Genomic DNA, 16,449 nt, shown 5'->3' with positions numbered 1-16,449 from the left:
GCGGACGCTGGTCTGCCGGCCCTGCCGCTGCTGTTCGCCCTGGCCGGTGCCCTGCTCTCGGCCCTGGCCTACGTGAGCGTGCGCGCCCTGCGCAGCAGCGAGCATCCCCTGGTGGTGGTGTTCTATTTCCCGCTGATGGCCCTGCCGCTCAGCCTGCCGCTGGTCTTGTTGCAGCCGGTGGCCCCCACGGCCGCTGAGCTCGGCTGGTTGCTGGGGGTGGGGGTCTTCACCCAGCTGGGGCAGATCGCCCTCACCTACGGATTGATGGGCATGGCGGCCGCCCGGGCCACGGCCATCAGCTACGTGCAGGTGCCGCTGGCAGCCCTCTGGGGGGTGTGGTGGTTCGGCGAGACCGTGCCGGCCAGGGTCGGGTTATCGGCTCTGCTGGTGCTGCTGGCCACCCTGCTCAGCCTGCGGGCCAGTCCTGCCCCGGCCAGCCGCTCCGCCTCGACGTGATTGGCCAGTTGTGGAGAGAGTCAGGAGGGAACGACGGATTCGGGAAGCATCAGCAGGGAACCGATCAGAAAACCCATCGCCCCCACGAGGGTGAAGATCAGCGACACCGTTGGGAAAGCCGGCCCCATGCTGGAGGGCAGCACAATGCTGGCCACGGCTGACAGCAGGAACCCCACACAACCAAGCAGGTTGGTGGTGGTGACCCACCAGGACAGGCTGCGGGGCTGCCATGCCCACGGGGAATGGCAGGTTTCCATGAAGGCGAAAGAGCCGGAGGCCATGAACAGCAACGAACCGAGAATGTTGGGCGCCCAGATCAACAGGTCCTGGTCGAACCAGTCCAGCCCGGTGTTGAGCGCGTTGTAAGTGTTGAGATTGAACAACAGCGTGCCGGGGAACTGCAGGGCACAGCTGAGCCAACCCAGATCCCCTGGCTTCCACCCGAACCAATGCCAGTGTCTTCGACTGCGCTTTTGCTGGCCGGAGACTGGAGGGGCGTTGGCGGCCTGAAACAACTGCAGGTAGGCGGCGGTGGTGAACGGGAAGGAACCCAGAAGGAACACCGTGCTCACCGCCTCCGGGCTCAGACGCCACTGCTGGGCCAGCGGTGGGTGGAGGCTCAGCCAGCTTCCGAGCCCGAACAGCACTGATCCAAGGGCAAACAACACGCCGATCCACCAGTTCAGCTCCCGTGGCATCCACAGGCATCGACGCAGAGCTATCTCCAGGGCCAGGGCGTTGTCACCCGCTTGCACAGGCAGACCCTTGCGATTGTGGCGTGAGCGCCACAGGCTCACGATCTGCCCCTCTCTCCAGGCCACGCGCTTGGTGATGAACGGCCATGGACCCTCCTTCACCAAGACGGAGCGTCCAGGCCGGTCGGCGCTGATCGTCATCGCAGCTGTCTCAGTGATGGAATCCCGAGGCTTCTTCGCGGCTCAGTGAGGTGCTGACGGGATGCCGCTGGAGATGGTCGATCGCGCTCCTGATGTCCTCCAGCAGCAGGTCGGCGAGGTCAAGGCTGACGCCGTGCCGCACCAGAATCCTCTGGATGGCCTGATCGCTGCAGTGGGCCGGCAGGGTGTAGGCAGGCACCTGCCAGCCCCGCACCCGCAGGCGATCGGCCAGGTCGAAGAGGTTGAAACCCGGATCCACGCCATCCTTGATCCTCCAGCACAGGGCGGGAATTCCTGTGTCGGGATCACCGCCGTAGATGATCTCGAACGGACCCAGTGTTTCGATCTCCTTCGCCAGGTGCTGGGCGGTGGCATAGCAGGCGTTGTGCACCTTGCGGTAGCCCTCTTTGCCCAGGCGGATGAAGTTGTAGTACTGGCAGACCACCTGGCCGCCGGGCTTGGAGAAGTTCAGGGTGATGTCGCGCATGTTGCCGCCCAGGTAGTTCACCCAGAACACCATCTCCTCGGGAAGATCCTTCGCCTCTCGCCACAGCACCCAGCCGACGCCAAGCGGTGCCAGGCCGAATTTGTGGCCTGAGGCATTGATCGATTTCACCCTGGGCAGGCGGAAATCCCAGATCAGATCCGGGCTGCAGAACGGGGCAAGAAATCCCCCGCTGGCACCATCCACGTGGATGGGGATGTCGAGGCCGGTCTGCTGTTCATAAGCATCGAGCGCTTCGGCCACCTGCTGCACCGGCTCATACTGCCCAGTGAAGGTGACGCCCAGCGTCGGCACCACTCCGATCGTGTTCTCATCGCAATGCTTGAGCACCTGCTCCGGCGTCATCATCAAGCAACCGGATTCCATGGGGATCTCCCGGTGCTCGATGTCCCAGTAGCGCGTGAACTTATGCCAGCAGATCTGTACAGGACCAGTGACGAGATTCGGCCGGTCCGTGGGCTTCCCCTGCTGGCGCCGGCTGGCCTCCCAGCGGCGTTTCATCGCCATGCCGCCAAGCATGGCCGCTTCGCTCGATCCGAGTGTGGTGCAGCCGATCGCCCCATCGATCGACGGGGCATTCCAGAGATCGGCCAGCATGCGGGCGCAGCGGGACTCGATTTCGGCAGTCTGCGGATATTCGTCCTTGTCCTCCATGTTCTTGTTGATGCACTCATTCATCAGCTGATGAACTTCCGGCTCCAGCCATGTCTGGCAGAAGGTGGCCAGGTTCTGGCGGGAGTTGCCATCGAGCATCAACTCATCGTGGATGGCGGCATACACAGCCCTGGGATCTTTCTCCTTGGCTGGAAACGTGCGCTTCGGCATGCCAGTCGAGAGATCGCCGGAGGCATAGATGTCGTCGTCGCTGGAGTGACGCTCAGATTGAAGATCTGGCTTGGATGCCATTGAATAACTTGGCGATTCGATTGAGCTAACTCTATGGCATTTGCAGATTGATTACTGGCGCCTTTGTTGTGAGGTGGCTGGCCCTGATCAGGCTGGCCGGTCGCGCTCGAGCGGCAGTGGATCCACCAGCCACTCCTGGCTGAGGCTGTCGGCGGCCGCCCCGACCGGGCGGGCCAGCCGCCAGCTCTCCCCCCGCTCGCCCCGCAGCAGATACAGCTCGAAGGGGCTGTCCACCCGGTAGGGATCGTCCGCCAGGCGCCAGTCGAACTGCCCGGTGAGGTGCAGGCCCTTGCCCAGCCCGATCGGAATGGCCTCCTGGTGATTGACGCGCACCCGGCTTACCTGGGGCCGCCCCTCGCTGGGCTCCAGCGCCAGGGCGTCGGCGATGGCTCGCTGGGTGAGCTCGATCTGCAGCCCCAGGGCCTGCAGCAGCACGGCCCGGGGCGGTTGGCCCACCGCCTGGCAGCCGCCCAGCCCCAGCGGCCCCACCCCGAGCAGGAGCACCAGCAGGGCGCTCAGCAGCGACCTCCTCCACTGGCTCCGCGGGAGGGGGATGGCCATAGACCGGCTGGCGGGGGTTGGCGGACCGGGCAGCATGGATCGGTTCAGGAGTGGTCTCCATGATCGGCTGGCTGCAAGGCCATGTGGCAGAGCCGTGGCAGCAGGGCAACCGTTGCGGGCTCCTGCTGGCCTGCGCCGGCGTGGGCTACGAAGTGCAGCTCACCCGCCGCCACTGGGAGCTGCTGCCCCCGGCTGGCAGCCCGCTCTGCCTTTACACACACCAGTCGATCCGTGACGACGGCTGGACGCTGTTCGGTTTCGGGGCACGCCACGAGCGCGATCTGTTCCGCCTGCTGGTGGCCGTCAGCGGTGTCGGACCCCAGATGGCCCTGGCCCTGCTGGGCACCATGCCCTGCGAGGAACTGGTGCGGGCGATCGTTCAGGCCGACCTGCGCCGTCTCTGCCGGGCGCCGGGGGTGGGCAAGCGCACGGCCGAGCGGCTGGCGGTTGAGCTGCGCGGCAAGCTGGCTGAGAGCTTCGGGGCGCCTGCCGCCGCTGGCGATGACGACCTGCTCGATGGGGTGGCCGGCAGCACCGATGGCGACCCCGGGCCGGCTGCTTCCACCCGCGAAGAGCTGCAGCTCACCCTCACGGCCCTGGGCTACGAGCCTCTGGAGATCAGCCGTGCCCTGCGTGCCCTCGGTCGGGAAGGACTCGATCCGGCCCACGACGCCGACGCCTGGCTGAGCGCCTGCCTGCGCTGGCTCGCCCGCGAGGCCGCCTGAGCGGGCCGCTTGGTGGCCAGCACCCTGAGGCGTTAGGTTGATTGTTTGCACCGTCAGGGCCCGACGCCGGCATGCCGCTCGATACCACCAAGAAGCAGGAACTGATCAACTCCCACCAGACCCACGGCACCGACACCGGTTCGGTCGAGGTTCAGGTGGCGATGCTGAGCGAGCGGGTGACCCAGCTCACCGGCCACCTGCAGAAGAACAAGCACGACTTCTCCTCCCGCCAGGGGCTGCTGAAGATGATCGGCCGCCGCAAGCGGCTGCTCGGTTATCTGCGCGCCGAGAGCGAGGAGCGTTACAGCCAGCTGATCGCCAAACTCGGCATTCGGGGCTGAGTTCAGCCATGGCGGCCAAGCGCAAGCCCCTGCCGTTTGAGCCGGAGCGTCAGCCCAGGGCCGGCGCCACAGCCAAGGCCGGCACGACAGCCAGATCTGGCAGCAAGGCTCAGCCCAGGGGCTCCCAGGTGATTCCGCCGGCCGTGGCCAACCGCATGGCCCGCCGCATCGGTGTGGCCACCGGTATTCCTTCCGTGCTGGGCATGGGCGTGTTCATCGGCAGCTACCTGCTGGTGAGCCGCGGCATCCTCGACGTGCCGCCTGTGGTCACCCTGGCCAGCTCAGGGGGCCTGTTTCTGCTGGGAGTGCTCGGTCTGAGTTATGGCGTGCTCTCCGCCAGTTGGGAGCAGGAGCCGGGCACCCTGCTGGGCACCGAGCAGATCGGCACCAACATCGCCCGCATGAAGGCCTCGATCAAGGCCATCCGCCAGGGCAGCGGCAGCGGCGCCTGAGGCTTCAGGCGTTCTGCAGCGCCGAGTGAAGCCTGGCGGTGAAGGCGGCTTCAGTGAGGGTGCTCAGTGCAGCGGCGCCATCGCGCACGCAGAACTGGTGACCGAGGCGCACGTAACGGGCTTCGTCGTGGAGCTGCACCTTCGCCACCACCGGCACTCGCACGCCGGCCTCCTCCTGCTCCGGTCGGTGCCGCACCAGACACTCCCTCAGGCGGTGCTGCACGGTGATGTCGCTGGCCTGATCAGCCATCAGCTCCACCAGCAGCACATCGAGGTCGTCGATGGCGCGGCAATCATCCAGGATCAGCTGCACCCGGTCGTCGCGGCGGTCCACTGATCCCCAGATCATCAGCCGCGCATCCACCATCAGGTGGTCACTGAGGCGGGCGTAGGCCTTGGGGAACACCACGCACTCGGCGCTGCCGCTGAGGTCCTCGAGCTGCAGCACGGCCATGCGATCGCCCTTGCGGGTGGTCACCTGGCGCACCTCCGGCAGCATCGCCACCACACTGACGCGAGCCTTGTCGGCCTGTTCCTCCAGCCGCCCGAGGCTGATCGGCGAGAGCATCCTGATCGGCCGTGCCAGCTGGCGCAGGGGGTGATCCGAGAGGTAGAAGCCCACCAGCTCCTTCTCCAGGCGCAGTTTCTCCTTGGGGGGGTAGTCGGCCACCGGCGCCGCCTTCGGGGCGGTGCTCTGATTGGCGGGGCCTGGTTCGGCTGCTGCCGATCCGGCGGCTTCACCGGGGGTGGCGAAGAGATCGAACAGGTTGCCCTGGCCGCTGGCGCGGTCCCTGGCGCGGGAGCTGGCCCAGTCGAGCACCAGATCGAGGTCGGCCATCAGCTGGGCGCGGTTGGCACTGGGCTCCAGCCCATCGAGGGCACCGCAGTGGATCAGCGACTCCAGCGCCCGCCGGTTCATCAGCGTGGTGGGGATCCGGTCGCAGAGGTCGGCCAGGGAGGCGAAGGGCCCGTCCTGGACACGGGCCTCCAGCAGCTGGCGAATGGCGCCATCGCCGAGGTTACGTACCGCCGAGAGTCCGAAGAGGATCTTCTCCCCTTTCGGGGTGAAATCGATGCCGGAGGCATTGAGATCGGGGGGCATCACCTCGATGCCCATGGCCTGGCAATTGGCGATGTAGCGCTGCACCTTGTCCGTGCTGCTGGCATTCACCGTCAGCAGGGCGGCCATGTAGGCCACGGGGTAATGGGCCTTGAGGTAGGCCGTCTGATACGTGACGGCGCCGTAGGCGGTGGAGTGGCTCTTGTTGAAGCAGTATTCGGCGAACAGCACCATCTGCTCGAACAGCGCTTCGGCCACCGCGGCGCTCACCCCCCGCGCCGTGGCTCCCTCCACGAACTGGCTGCGGTGTTTCTGCATCTCCGACACCTTCTTCTTTCCCATCGCCCGCCGCAGCAGATCGGCTTCTCCGAGGGAATACCCAGCCAGATCCTGAGCAATGCGCATGATCTGCTCCTGGTAGACCATGATCCCGTAGGTCTCCTTCAGGATCGGCTCCAGGGCCGGGCAGGCGAAATCGATCGCTTCGCGGCCATGCTTGCGGTTGATGAATTTCGGAATCAGGCCGGCATCGAGCGGACCTGGCCGGTAGAGGGCCAGGATCGAGGAGATGTCCTCCAGCGAGGAGGGCTTGAGGTCGCGCACGATCTGACGCATGCCGCTGGATTCGAGCTGGAAGATGCCCTCCAGGTCGCCGCGCGCCAGCAGGGCGAAGGTGTCGTCATCGCAGGGGGGTAGGTCGTCGGGATCAATGCGCTCACCGCTGCACTGCTCCACGAGATCGAGGGTCTTGTCGATCATCGTGAGGTTCTTGAGGCCGAGGAAGTCCATCTTCAGCAGCCCCATCGCCTCCACGTCTTCCATGAAGTACTGGGTGATCACCTGGCCATCGTTGTTGCGCTGCAGCGGCACCAGCGAATCCAGCGGTTCAGCCGCGATCACCACACCGGCGGCATGCACGCCGAAGGTCTTGTTGGTGCCCTCGATGCGGCGGGCCATGTCGACCCAGCGGCGCACCTGGGCATCGTTCTCATACTTCTCGCGGAATTCCGGTGCCGGCGACTCGGGGCCGATCATCTCCTTGAGTTTGGCAGGCTTGCCCCGCACGACGGGAATCAGTTTGGCCAGGCGGTCGGCATCGCCGTAGGGGATGTCCAGCACGCGGGCCACATCCTTGAGCACCGCCTTCGAGGTCATCCGGTTGAAGGTGATGATCTGGGCCACCTTGTCCTCGCCGTAGCGCTGGGTGACGTACTCGATCACCTCGCCGCGGCGCTCGATGCAGAAATCGGTGTCGATGTCAGGCATCGACTTGCGCTCGGGGTTGAGGAAGCGCTCGAACAGCAGACCGTTGCTGACGGGATCGATGTTGGTGATGCCCAGGGCATAGGCCACCAGGGAGCCGGCGGCCGAACCCCGGCCCGGCCCCACTGGAATGCCCTGTTCGCGGGCGAAGCGGATGTAGTCCCACACCACCAGGAAGTAGGTGGGGAAGCCCATCTGCTCCATCACCTGGAGCTCGAAGGCCAGCCGCTCGCCATAGAGCGGATCGATCGGATCACTGCTGCCCAGGTGCAGCCGCTGGCGCAGTCCCGCTTCCGACACCTCCGCCAGATAACTCACCGCCGTGTGCCCGTCGGGGATCGGGAAGCGGGGCATCTGCTGGCGGCCGAGGATGTCGTAGGCCTCAACCTTCTCGGCCACCACCGCGGTATTGGCGATCGCTTCGGCCACCACCTCCGGCTCGAGGTGATCGGCGAAGAGGCGGCCCATTTCCGCCTCGCTCTTGATGTATTCGGTGCCGGTGTAGCGCAGGCGCTTCTCGTCGGTCACGAGCTTGCCGGTGAGCACGCAGAGCAGGGCGTCGTGGGCCTCCACATCGGCGCTGCTGAGGTAGTGGGCATCGTTGGTGGCGATCAGCTCGATGCCCAGCTCCCTGGCGATCCGCACCAGCTCCACGTTCACGATCCGGTCTTCCGGCGAGCCGTGGTCCTGGATCTCCAGGTAGAAGTCGGCTCCGAAGCGCTGCTGGTACCAGCGGGCCACGTCGCGGGCCACATCGGGGCGGCCCTTGAGGATCGCCTGGGGAATCTCACCGCCCAGGCAGGCAGTGGCCAGGATCAGTCCTTCGCGGTGCTGCTCCAGCAGCTGCTTGTCGATGCAGGCCCGCGAGAAGATGCCGCGGCCGCGCATGCCGCGCAGGTGGCTGAGGCTGGTGAGCTTCACCAGGTTGCGGTAGCCGGTGTCGTTCTTGGCGAGCACCACCAGGTGATACCGGCGTTCGCCCTTCACCCAGGGATCATCGATCGAGCCGTTGATCACGTACATCTCGTTGCCGATGATCGGCTTGATGCCGGCTGCGGTGCAGAGCTTCAGCAGCTCAATCGCGCCGTACATCACCCCGTGATCAGTGAGGGCCAGGGCCGGCATGCCCAGCGCCACGGCCCGCTCCACCATCTGCGGCAGCTGGCTGGCGCCATCCAGCAGGCTGTAATCGCTGTGGTTGTGGAGGGGGACGAAGGCCAAGGGCTCAGGCGTCAGACGCCACCACGGGGTGTTGCCACGTTAACGGCCACCAGATGTGGTGTCAGCCGGCGGCTGACTCAGGGCACCAGGGCTGCGGTGGGTCTGGTGTCCATCACCCGGGCGGCCTGCTCGTAGTGGTGGGCCACCTGCAGCAGGCGGGGCTCCTCGAGTACGCCGGTGATCAGCTGCAGGCCGATCGGCAGGCCGCCGTCGTCGAAGCCGCAGGGCACGCTGATCGCCGGCAGGCCGGCCATGTTCGCCGGGATCGTGAGCAGATCGGCCAGGTACATCGCCAGGGGATCCTCGGCGTGGGCGCCGAAGCGGAAGGCGGTGGTGGGGGAGGTGGGTGTGAGCAGCACATCCACCGCGCCGAAGGCCGCATCGAAATCGCGGCGGATCAGGGTGCGCACCTGCTGGGCCTTCTTGTAGTAGGCATCCACGTAGCCGGCCGAGAGGGCATAGGTGCCGATCAGGATCCGGCGCTGCACTTCATCTCCGAAGCCCTCGGCGCGGCTGCGGGCCGTCATCTCCGCCAGGCTGCCGGCCTGCTCGGAGCGGTAGCCGTACTTCACGCCGTCGTAGCGGGCCAGGTTGGCCGAGGCCTCCGAGGGGGCGATCACGTAGTAGGTGGCGATGCCGTCGTTGAAGCGGGGGCAGCTCACGTCCACCAGCTCGCAACCCAGGGCCTCCAGCTGGGCAGCGGCCGCCAGTACCGAGGCCTTCACCTGGGGATCGAGGCCCTCGGCCTCGAAGCATTCCTTCACCAGACCCACCCGCAGGCCCTTCACGGGTGCCTGCAGAGCGGCGCTGTAATCGGGAACGGCAGCCTTGAGGCAGGTGCCATCGCGGCGGTCCTCACCGGCGATCACCTGGAGCAGCTCGGCGGCATCGGCCACGCTGGTGCTGAACGGTCCCACCTGATCGAGGGAACTGGCGAAGGCCACCAGGCCCCAGCGGCTGACGCGGCCATAGGTGGGTTTGAGGCCCACCACCCCGCAGAAGGCGGCCGGCTGGCGGATCGAGCCGCCGGTGTCGGAGCCCAGGGAGGCGACGCATTCGCCGGCGGCCACGGCAGCGGCACTGCCGCCGGAGCTGCCGCCCGGGACCCGCTCGGGGTTCCAGGGGTTGCGGCTGGGTCCGAAGGCGGAGGTCTCGGTGGAGCTGCCCATGGCGAACTCATCGAGGTTGGTCTTGCCGATCAGGATTCCTCCGGCCTGCCACAACCGCTCGGTCACGGTGGATTCGTAGGGCGGCACGAATTGCTCCAGCATCCGGCTGGAGCAGGTGGTGCGGATGCCTTTGGTGCAGAGGTTGTCCTTGATCGCCAGGGGTATCCCGGCCAGAGGCGGCAGGGTTTCACCGGCAGCGCGAGCGGCATCGATGCGGTCGGCATCGGCCCGTGCTCGCTCCGATGTGACCTCCAGGAAGGAATGGAGGGTGCCATCGACGGCCTCGATCCGGGCCAGGTGCTGGTCGGTGAGCTCCCGGGCCGACACCTCGCCGCGCTCCAGTTGCCCACGCCACTCGGCGATCCCCATCAGCCCTTGCCTTGCATCGGGCGACGCTATCAGCCAGGGTCCAGGTCTTCGGTGAGGGGTTCACCGCGGCGGGCCTGCAGCAGTTCGTGCTCGATCGAGCCCGGTTGCTCGTTGTTCACATCGCCGAGAAATACGGGAAGCTTCGCCTCCAGATCCTCCCGGCGCACGAAGGGCCCGAACCAGTAGATGACATGCGGCGCTTGGGTTTCCACCCGGGCCCACCAGGCCACCCCCAGACCATTGGCCATGCCTCTGAGCAGCCGAATCAAGGGGTTCATCGAACCTTGGCGAACCGCACCATTGTGCCGATTGAAGGGCCGCTCCCTCGCATCAGAGGCGGATGTCTCCCTGGAAGGGCGAGCCGGTGGGGGGCGTGAAGCTCAGCTCGATCTCTTCGGGGAGGGCCACCTGCAGTTCCAGCTCAGGAGCGGGGTTCTCTGGAGCCACCTCCGGACTCGTGTCCTGAACGTCGTTCTGAACGTTGTTCTGAATGCCCTCCTCGGCGACGATCTCCTCGATCGGCTCCTCGATCACCTCCTGGATCTCGCTGGTCGCCTCAGGAGCGGGATCGCCAGAGCTGTCGGTCTCTGGCGATGTGGTCTCGGGCGCTGGTTCGGCGGGGGCCACGGCCGGGCTGCTGCTGGCGGCCGCGGTGGTCGGCACCTGGGGCCGCACCAGCCGCGGTGCCGGGGCGTTGCCGCTGATGTTCTTCATCCAGCCCCGCCGGGCGATTTCGTAGAGCAGCAGGGCGGTGGCCACCGAAGCGTTCAGGCTGGGGGTGGCCCCGCGCAGGGGGATGCGGATCAACTGGTCGCAATGCTTGCGGGTGAGCATCGAGAGGCCCTGGGCCTCCGAGCCGGTGACCACCACCAGGGGGCCATCGAGATCCGCCTCCATCAGGCTCACGTTGCCTTCCTCGGCCAGGCCCACGACGCGGTAGCCAGCGTCCTTGAGCTGCTCGATCGAGCGGTTGAGATTCACCACCCGGGCCACGGGCAGGTGCTCGAGGGCGCCGGCCGCCACCTTGGCCACCGAGCCGGTGAGGCCCGCGTTGCGCCGCTGGGGCAGCACCAGGCCATGGGCACCGAGAGCCTCGGCGCTGCGCACGATCGCCCCCAGATTGTGGGGATCGGTGAGCCCGTCGACCGCCATCAGCAGCGGCGCTTCACCGATGGTGCTGCAGCCATCGATCAGGCTGGCCAGATCCAGGGTTTCTGCTGCCGCAGCCTGCAGCACGATCCCCTGGTGCACGGCGCCGCCGCTGATCTGACCCAGGCGCGCCCAGGTGACTTCCTCCACCAGCACGCCATTGGCCTTGGCATCGCGCAGCAGTTGCAGGAAGCGTGGGGCGAAGCGCAGCTCCGGGGTGCACCAGATGCGGTGGATTGGACGATCGCCCTCCAGGGCGGCCTGGGCCGGGTGGCGGCCCCAGACCAGATCGTCGGCAGGTTCGGCGCCGAAACGCTCGGAACTGCCGCTGGCCTCGGGCCCTGGGGCCTCGGGTTCGCTGAAACGGGACGTGCGTGCAGGGGGGCGCCCCGGCTGGAAGCGGGGCCTGTCGCCATCGGGTCGGCTGAAGCGGGGCGCCCCGAAGCTGGGGCGGCGGCCCTGATCACGGCCCTCAGGGCGCCCCTCGGATCGGCCCTCCGGGCGGCCTTCTGGGCGGCGCTCGGGCCTGCCCTCGAAACGACCTTCAGGCCGGCGACCCGCTCCCGGGCGCTGGTCGTCGAAGCGTCGCGCTGCGGGGCGGGCGCCGATCACGCGGGTGGGGCGACCGGCAGGGCGGCCCTCCCCCTGGGGACGCTGGACACTCTCACGCCGGGGGCGGTCCTCCCGCCCGTCGCGCCCCTCGCTGCTGCCGCGCCATTCGGGACGGGGCCCGCCGAAGCGGGAAGGTTTGCCTCCTCTGGCCCCACCGGAAGGCCGATCACCGGAACCAGCACCCTTCGGCTTGCGGCGCTCAAAACGTTGGCTCATGGGTCGCTCGGCAAAGGGTCAGAAAGGTCGGTCTCGTCCAGATGATCCAGAAGCTGGGCAAGCCGCTCGGGATTCCGCAAAAAGAGCCAGCCCACCATTGTCTCAAATCCCGTGGCCCGGCCGTAGCTGGCCGGATCACCGCCGCGAGGACCCCGGCCGGCCCGGTTGCGGCCGCGGCGCCCCAGCTCGCGCTCCCGTTCGTCCAGCAGCGGCTCCAGGCACTGCAGCGCCTGGGCCTGGGCCTGGGCCCGCACCCGAGCCACCACGGCCTGGTGCAGTTCATCGGGGCGGCCCGCCTGGTGGCAGTGGCGCAGGCGCTGGTGCAGCTCCCAGACCGCGTCCCCCAGCCAGGCGAGCTGGAGCGCACCGAGGGTCTCGGGCTGGTGACGGTGCCGGGGATCGGGCTGGATCTGGCGCAACCAGGCCCGGCCGTCGTGTTCAGGGTTTGGCAAGGGCGGCCAGGGCCGTGTTCAGATCAGGCTGGAGGTGCAGGAACTGCTCCAGCCTCACGAGTTTCACCGTCTGGATCACGCGGGCATTGCCCACCATCACAAAGCCCACCTTGGCATCGGCGCACTGTTTGGCCAGCTGCACCAGCACACCCAGTCCGGAGGAATCGATGAAATCGATGTGGGTGAGATCCAGCAGCACGGCTCGCTTGTCGCTGCCGCGCTGCTCGGTGATGAAATCGCGGAACTGCTTGTCGGAGTAGGCGTCGAGCTGGCCGGTGAAGCTGAACAGCAGACAATCCTCCCGTCGCTCTAAGCCGCCCCGCAGAGATACGGTCAACCGGTGCAGTTCAGGAATCGTTCCAGCCCTCGCGAGAAAACAAGAGGCTGAAGTGTAAGCAGGGATGGGAGCAGGTTCAGCGCCGGTTGAAGGTCTGGCATGAAAGCGTGGCCGCCGGTGCTGCCTCAGGGGCGTCGCTCGGCCATCAGTCGCACGAAACGGCCGAAGTGGTGATCCGCGTCGTGGGGCCCGGGGCTGGCCTCTGGGTGGTACTGCACGCCGAACACCGGCTGAAGGCGATGGCGCAGGGCCGCCACGGTGCGGTCGTTGAGGTTGTAGTGGGTGACCTCCACCAGGTCCTCGGGCAGTGAGCTGGCCTCGATCGCGAAGCCATGGTTCTGGCTGGTGATCTCCACCAGGCCCTCGCCGCCGCAGGGATGGTTCAGCCCGCGGTGGCCGTAGCCGAGTTTGAAGGTGCTGCCGCCCAGGGCCAGGCCCAGGATCTGGTGGCCCAGGCAGATGCCGAACACCGGCAGATCGGCCTGACCGAGCAGATCCCTGGCCAGGGCGATGCCTTCCGCCACCGCCGCCGGATCGCCCGGGCCGTTGGAGAGGAACACCCCCTCCGGCTCCAGCGCCAGCACCTCGGCGATGGTGCTGCTGGCGGGAAGCACCGTGACCGTGCAGCCATGGGCCGTGAGCCGCTCGAGGATGGCCCGCTTGATGCCGAAATCGATCGCCACCACCCGATAGGGCCGCTCCGGCGACGGTTGCAGGCGCTGATCGAAGCCGGTGGCGCACAGTTGCTGCCAGAGATAAGCGCTGGGGGCGGTCACCCTCGCCGCCAGGTTCAGCCCCTCCATCGAGGGGCTGCGGCGCACCAGCTCCAGCAGCTCGCGGGGGGCGGTGCCATCACTGCTGATCACGCCGTTCATGGCCCCCCGCTCGCGCAGGTGGCGCACCAGGGCGCGGGTGTCCACCCCGGCAATGCCCACCACCCCATGGGAGGCCAGCCAGCTCGGCAGGTCGCCCCGGCTGCGCCAGCTGCTGGGGGTTGGCGCCAGCTGGCGGGCGATCACGCCGCGCACATGAGGGGCCTCGGCCTCCTGATCCTCCGGGGTGACACCGGTGTTGCCCAGTTCCGGATAGGTGAAGGTCACCAGCTGACCGGAGTAGCTGGGATCGGTCATCACCTCCTGATATCCGGTCATGCCGGTGTTGAACACCACTTCACCGATGGCGGTGCCCCGCGCCCCGAAGGCCGTGCCCCGCAGCAGGGTGCCATCCGCCAGCACCAGCACGGCCTCGTTGGCGGCCGGGCTGCCGCTGACGGGCTCGGTGGTGCTGGCCGAAGCCGGGGCTGCAGCGCTCAAGGGGGGGATGTCGAGTGAATCGATCATCCCCCAGGCGGCGCTCAGCTGGCTGACGGCGGCGCCTGCAGGGCGGCACTGAGCTGCTCCAGTCGCTGCCAGGGGGCCTCACCGCTGAGGGCCACGAGGGCCTGCTCCAGCCCGGCCGCCACCGAATCGGCCAGTCCGGCGGCCCAGAGCACCAGGGCCGTATTCAGGGCCACCACCTCGCGCTGGGGGGTGGTGGCCTGCCCGCGCAGCACGGCTTCGAGGATGCGGCGGTTGGTCTCAAGATCCCCGCCCGCCAGCGCGGAGAGGGGGGCCAGCCCCAGGCCCAGCTCCTGAGGGTCGACCTCCATGGCCCGCACCGTTCCCCCCTCCACCAGGCGCAGCTGATTGACTCCCGCCAGGGAGGCCTCATCCAGGCCGCCATGGCCGTGCACCACCACCGCCCGCTCCAGTCCCAGGCGGGCGAGGGCATCGGCCATCGGCTCCAGCAGATCCGCTTTGGCCACCCCCAGCACCTGCGCTTCCGGATGCAGGGGATTCACCAGTGGTCCCAGCAGGTTGAAGACGGTGCGCACCCCCAGGCGCCGGCGCACCGGGGCGAGCTCCACCAGGGCCGGATGCCAGCCCGGGGCGAACAGGAAGGTGACCCCGCTGCTGGGTAAGGCGGCCACCACGGTCTGGGGATCGGCCCTGAGGTTGAGGCCGATCGCCTCGAGCACATCAGCGGAGCCCACCTTGCCGCTGGCACTGCGGTTGCCGTGCTTGGCCACCGTGGCGCCGCAGGCGGCGGCCACGAAGGCCACGGCGGTGGAGATGTTGAAGGTGTCGGCCCCGTCGCCGCCGGTGCCGCAGGTGTCGACCAGCTTCAGGGGCGGGCGCTCGCCGGGCAGGCAGGAGTCCTCGCGCAGCACCCGCGCCATCGCCGCCAGTTCCTCGCCGCTCACCCCCTTGCTGCGCAGGGCCGCCAGCAGGGCTCCGGTGAGTTCGGGCTCCAGGCTCCCCGCCAGCCAGCCCTGCATCAAGGCCGTGGCCTGGGGTTCCGAGAGCGGCTGGCCCTGCAGCAGCTGCTCCAGCAGAGTCGGCCAGGGAGAGGGAGCAGCCATCGGTGCGAGACGAACGTGGGAGGAGGCCCGGTCAGAAAAAAACCCGGGTGCGAGGCACGCCGGGCCGGGTGATGGGGAAGTTTCCACTATCTCTGCCAACGGCGCTCCGCTGCGGTTGCTGCCGCCGCTGAGCGGGCCCTTGCTCACCGTTCGTTACCCCCTCCGTCGTTACCCCTCCGTCGAGGAGGTGTCGAAGCCGCTGCCCACCGCCTCGGCGCCTACCACAGCCCCAGGCCGGTAGCCCTGCGCCCAGATGGCGCGGGTGCGGCGCTGAAGGTCCTCGAGGCTCAGGCCCCACAGGCGCAGGGTCTTGCTCAGGTCGTCCTGCAGATCCTCAGCGCCGGGGAAGCCGTCGTAGCGGTTGAGCAGCCGGGCCAGTTCCGCCAGCTGGCCGTCGCTTGGCTGCTGGGCCGCCAGCAGGCCGTCCACCAGCTCCCGGTCGGTGGCATAGAGGGGATGGGCCTGGGAGTGCGCGGCGGAGCCGTCGGACGGGGCCATGGGGCGAATCCTTAGGTTGGGTCCATCTGCTCCGCATCATGGCCGCCATCCGTCTGGGCCTGATCTGGCGCTACCTCCGCCCCCACCGGCGCGAGGTGTACCTCGGTGTCACCGCCCTGGTGGTGGTGAACCTGCTGAGCGTCAGTATTCCGCTGCTGGTGAGAGGCGTCATCGACGACCTCCAGGACGGTTTTTCCTCATCGACGCTGCTGCGTCACGCGGGGGTGATCGTGCTGCTCGCCACGGTGATGGCGGGCGCCCGCCAGCTCTCGCGCATGCTTGTGTTCGGCGTCGGCCGGCAGGTGGAGGCCAACCTGCGCCAGCGCCTGTTCGATCACATGCTCCGCCAGGAGCCGGGCTGGGTGCAGGCCACCGGCAGCGGTGAAGTGATCAGCCGCGCCACCAGTGATGTGGAGAACGTGCGCCGGCTGCTGGGCTTCGCCGTGCTCAGCCTCTCCAACACCGCTCTGGCCTATGCCCTCACCTTGCCGGCGATGCTGGCGATCGACCCCGGCCTCAGCCTGGCGGCGGTGGGGCTCTACCCGGTGATGCTGGTGGTGGTGCGCCTGTTCGGCGGGCGGATGATGCGTCAGCAGCGGCGCCAGCAGGAGGCGCTAGGCAGCCTCAGCGACCTGATCCAGGAAGACCTCTCCGGCATCAGCGCCATCAAGATCTATGGGCAGGAGGATCACGAGCAGGGCGCCTTCTCCCGGCGCAATGGCCGCTACCGCGACGCGGCCCTCTCCCTGGCGCGAACCCGCAGCACGCTCTTCCCACTGCTGGAGGGCATTTCCTCGATCAGCGTGTTGCTGTTGCTGGCGCTGGGCAGCGGCCAGCTCGAGAGCGGCCGGCTCAGCATC

Annotated in this window: 17 protein-coding genes; 5 read left to right on the top strand and 12 right to left on the bottom strand. The window is 67.9% G+C overall.

The features are described from left to right. Positions 1-456: EamA family transporter (locus KBY78_RS08200; protein WP_255143178.1), on the top strand; the 456-nt coding region annotated here is incomplete at its 5' end. A gap of 20 nt (positions 457-476) precedes the next feature. On the opposite strand, the gene KBY78_RS08195 is transcribed toward KBY78_RS08200, so the two are convergent. From KBY78_RS08195 to KBY78_RS08185, 3 genes are all read right to left on the bottom strand, one after another. Then, the gene (locus tag KBY78_RS08195) at positions 477-1,352 is read right to left on the bottom strand and encodes a hypothetical protein (protein WP_255143177.1); all 876 of its coding nucleotides are present in this window, start codon (positions 1,350-1,352) and stop codon (positions 477-479) included. Between the two features lie 10 nt (positions 1,353-1,362). Then, entirely contained in the window at positions 1,363-2,763 is a 1,401-nt protein-coding gene (locus tag KBY78_RS08190) for a glutamate decarboxylase (RefSeq protein ID WP_255143176.1), read from the bottom strand. A gap of 87 nt (positions 2,764-2,850) precedes the next feature. Further along, the gene (locus KBY78_RS08185; protein WP_399215553.1) at positions 2,851-3,360 is read right to left on the bottom strand and encodes a hypothetical protein; all 510 of its coding nucleotides are present in this window, start codon (positions 3,358-3,360) and stop codon (positions 2,851-2,853) included. Between the two features lie 23 nt (positions 3,361-3,383). Here KBY78_RS08185 and ruvA point away from each other — a divergent pair, with 23 nt between their 5' ends. The 3 genes from ruvA to KBY78_RS08170 all read left to right on the top strand — a co-directional run bounded on the left by ruvA (position 3,384) and on the right by KBY78_RS08170 (position 4,842). Then, complete coding sequence (gene ruvA / locus KBY78_RS08180) at positions 3,384-4,049, top strand: Holliday junction branch migration protein RuvA (RefSeq protein ID WP_255143174.1); 666 nt, start codon at positions 3,384-3,386, stop codon at positions 4,047-4,049. A gap of 71 nt (positions 4,050-4,120) precedes the next feature. Then, positions 4,121-4,390, top strand: a complete 270-nt coding sequence (gene rpsO, locus KBY78_RS08175; protein WP_006170432.1) for a 30S ribosomal protein S15 — start codon at positions 4,121-4,123, stop codon at positions 4,388-4,390. An 8-nt stretch (positions 4,391-4,398) separates the two neighbouring features. After that, entirely contained in the window at positions 4,399-4,842 is a 444-nt protein-coding gene (locus KBY78_RS08170) for a PAM68 family protein (protein WP_255143173.1), read from the top strand. Between the two features lie 4 nt (positions 4,843-4,846). On the opposite strand, the gene KBY78_RS08165 is transcribed toward KBY78_RS08170, so the two are convergent. From KBY78_RS08165 to KBY78_RS08125, 9 genes are all read right to left on the bottom strand, one after another. Next, positions 4,847-8,386 (bottom strand): DNA polymerase III subunit alpha, encoded by a 3,540-nt coding sequence (locus tag KBY78_RS08165; RefSeq protein ID WP_255143172.1) that lies wholly within the window; start codon positions 8,384-8,386, stop codon positions 4,847-4,849. A 77-nt stretch (positions 8,387-8,463) separates the two neighbouring features. Further along, a complete protein-coding gene (gatA, locus tag KBY78_RS08160; RefSeq protein WP_255143171.1) occupies positions 8,464-9,924 on the bottom strand; it encodes an Asp-tRNA(Asn)/Glu-tRNA(Gln) amidotransferase subunit GatA in 1,461 nt (486 codons plus the stop codon). Positions 9,925-9,953: 29 nt separating this feature from the next. Continuing rightward, complete coding sequence (locus KBY78_RS08155; protein ID WP_006170437.1) at positions 9,954-10,202, bottom strand: DUF1816 domain-containing protein; 249 nt, start codon at positions 10,200-10,202, stop codon at positions 9,954-9,956. Between the two features lie 52 nt (positions 10,203-10,254). Beyond that, positions 10,255-11,901, bottom strand: a complete 1,647-nt coding sequence (gene rlmB, locus KBY78_RS08150; protein ID WP_255143170.1) for a 23S rRNA (guanosine(2251)-2'-O)-methyltransferase RlmB — start codon at positions 11,899-11,901, stop codon at positions 10,255-10,257. Continuing rightward, positions 11,898-12,320 carry a ribonuclease III domain-containing protein gene (locus KBY78_RS08145; protein ID WP_255143179.1) on the bottom strand — a complete coding sequence of 141 codons (423 nt, stop codon included), beginning with the start codon at positions 12,318-12,320 and terminating at the stop codon, positions 11,898-11,900. Before KBY78_RS08145 ends, rlmB begins: the two co-directional genes overlap by 4 nt. A gap of 19 nt (positions 12,321-12,339) precedes the next feature. After that, positions 12,340-12,690: an STAS domain-containing protein gene (locus KBY78_RS08140; protein WP_006170440.1), complete on the bottom strand. Its 351-nt coding sequence runs from the start codon at positions 12,688-12,690 to the stop codon at positions 12,340-12,342. 125 nt (positions 12,691-12,815) lie between these two features. After that, the gene (gene carA / locus KBY78_RS08135) at positions 12,816-14,030 is read right to left on the bottom strand and encodes a glutamine-hydrolyzing carbamoyl-phosphate synthase small subunit (RefSeq protein ID WP_255143169.1); all 1,215 of its coding nucleotides are present in this window, start codon (positions 14,028-14,030) and stop codon (positions 12,816-12,818) included. A gap of 14 nt (positions 14,031-14,044) precedes the next feature. Continuing rightward, positions 14,045-15,091, bottom strand: a complete 1,047-nt coding sequence (gene trpD / locus KBY78_RS08130) for an anthranilate phosphoribosyltransferase (RefSeq protein WP_255143168.1) — start codon at positions 15,089-15,091, stop codon at positions 14,045-14,047. Between the two features lie 168 nt (positions 15,092-15,259). Then, positions 15,260-15,589 (bottom strand): DUF3288 family protein, encoded by a 330-nt coding sequence (locus tag KBY78_RS08125; RefSeq protein ID WP_006170444.1) that lies wholly within the window; start codon positions 15,587-15,589, stop codon positions 15,260-15,262. Between the two features lie 38 nt (positions 15,590-15,627). Between KBY78_RS08125 and KBY78_RS08120 the strand changes: the two genes are divergently transcribed. Next, positions 15,628-16,449 (top strand): ABC transporter transmembrane domain-containing protein (locus tag KBY78_RS08120; protein WP_255143167.1); only part of this gene is annotated, 822 nt, incomplete at its 3' end.

It is taken from the genome of Synechococcus sp. EJ6-Ellesmere, assembly GCF_024345875.1.
Lineage (GTDB): Bacteria > Cyanobacteriota > Cyanobacteriia > PCC-6307 > Cyanobiaceae > Regnicoccus_A > Regnicoccus_A antarcticus.
Note: the sequence above shows the minus strand (reverse complement) of the source record. Positions and strands in the feature narration are given on the sequence as shown.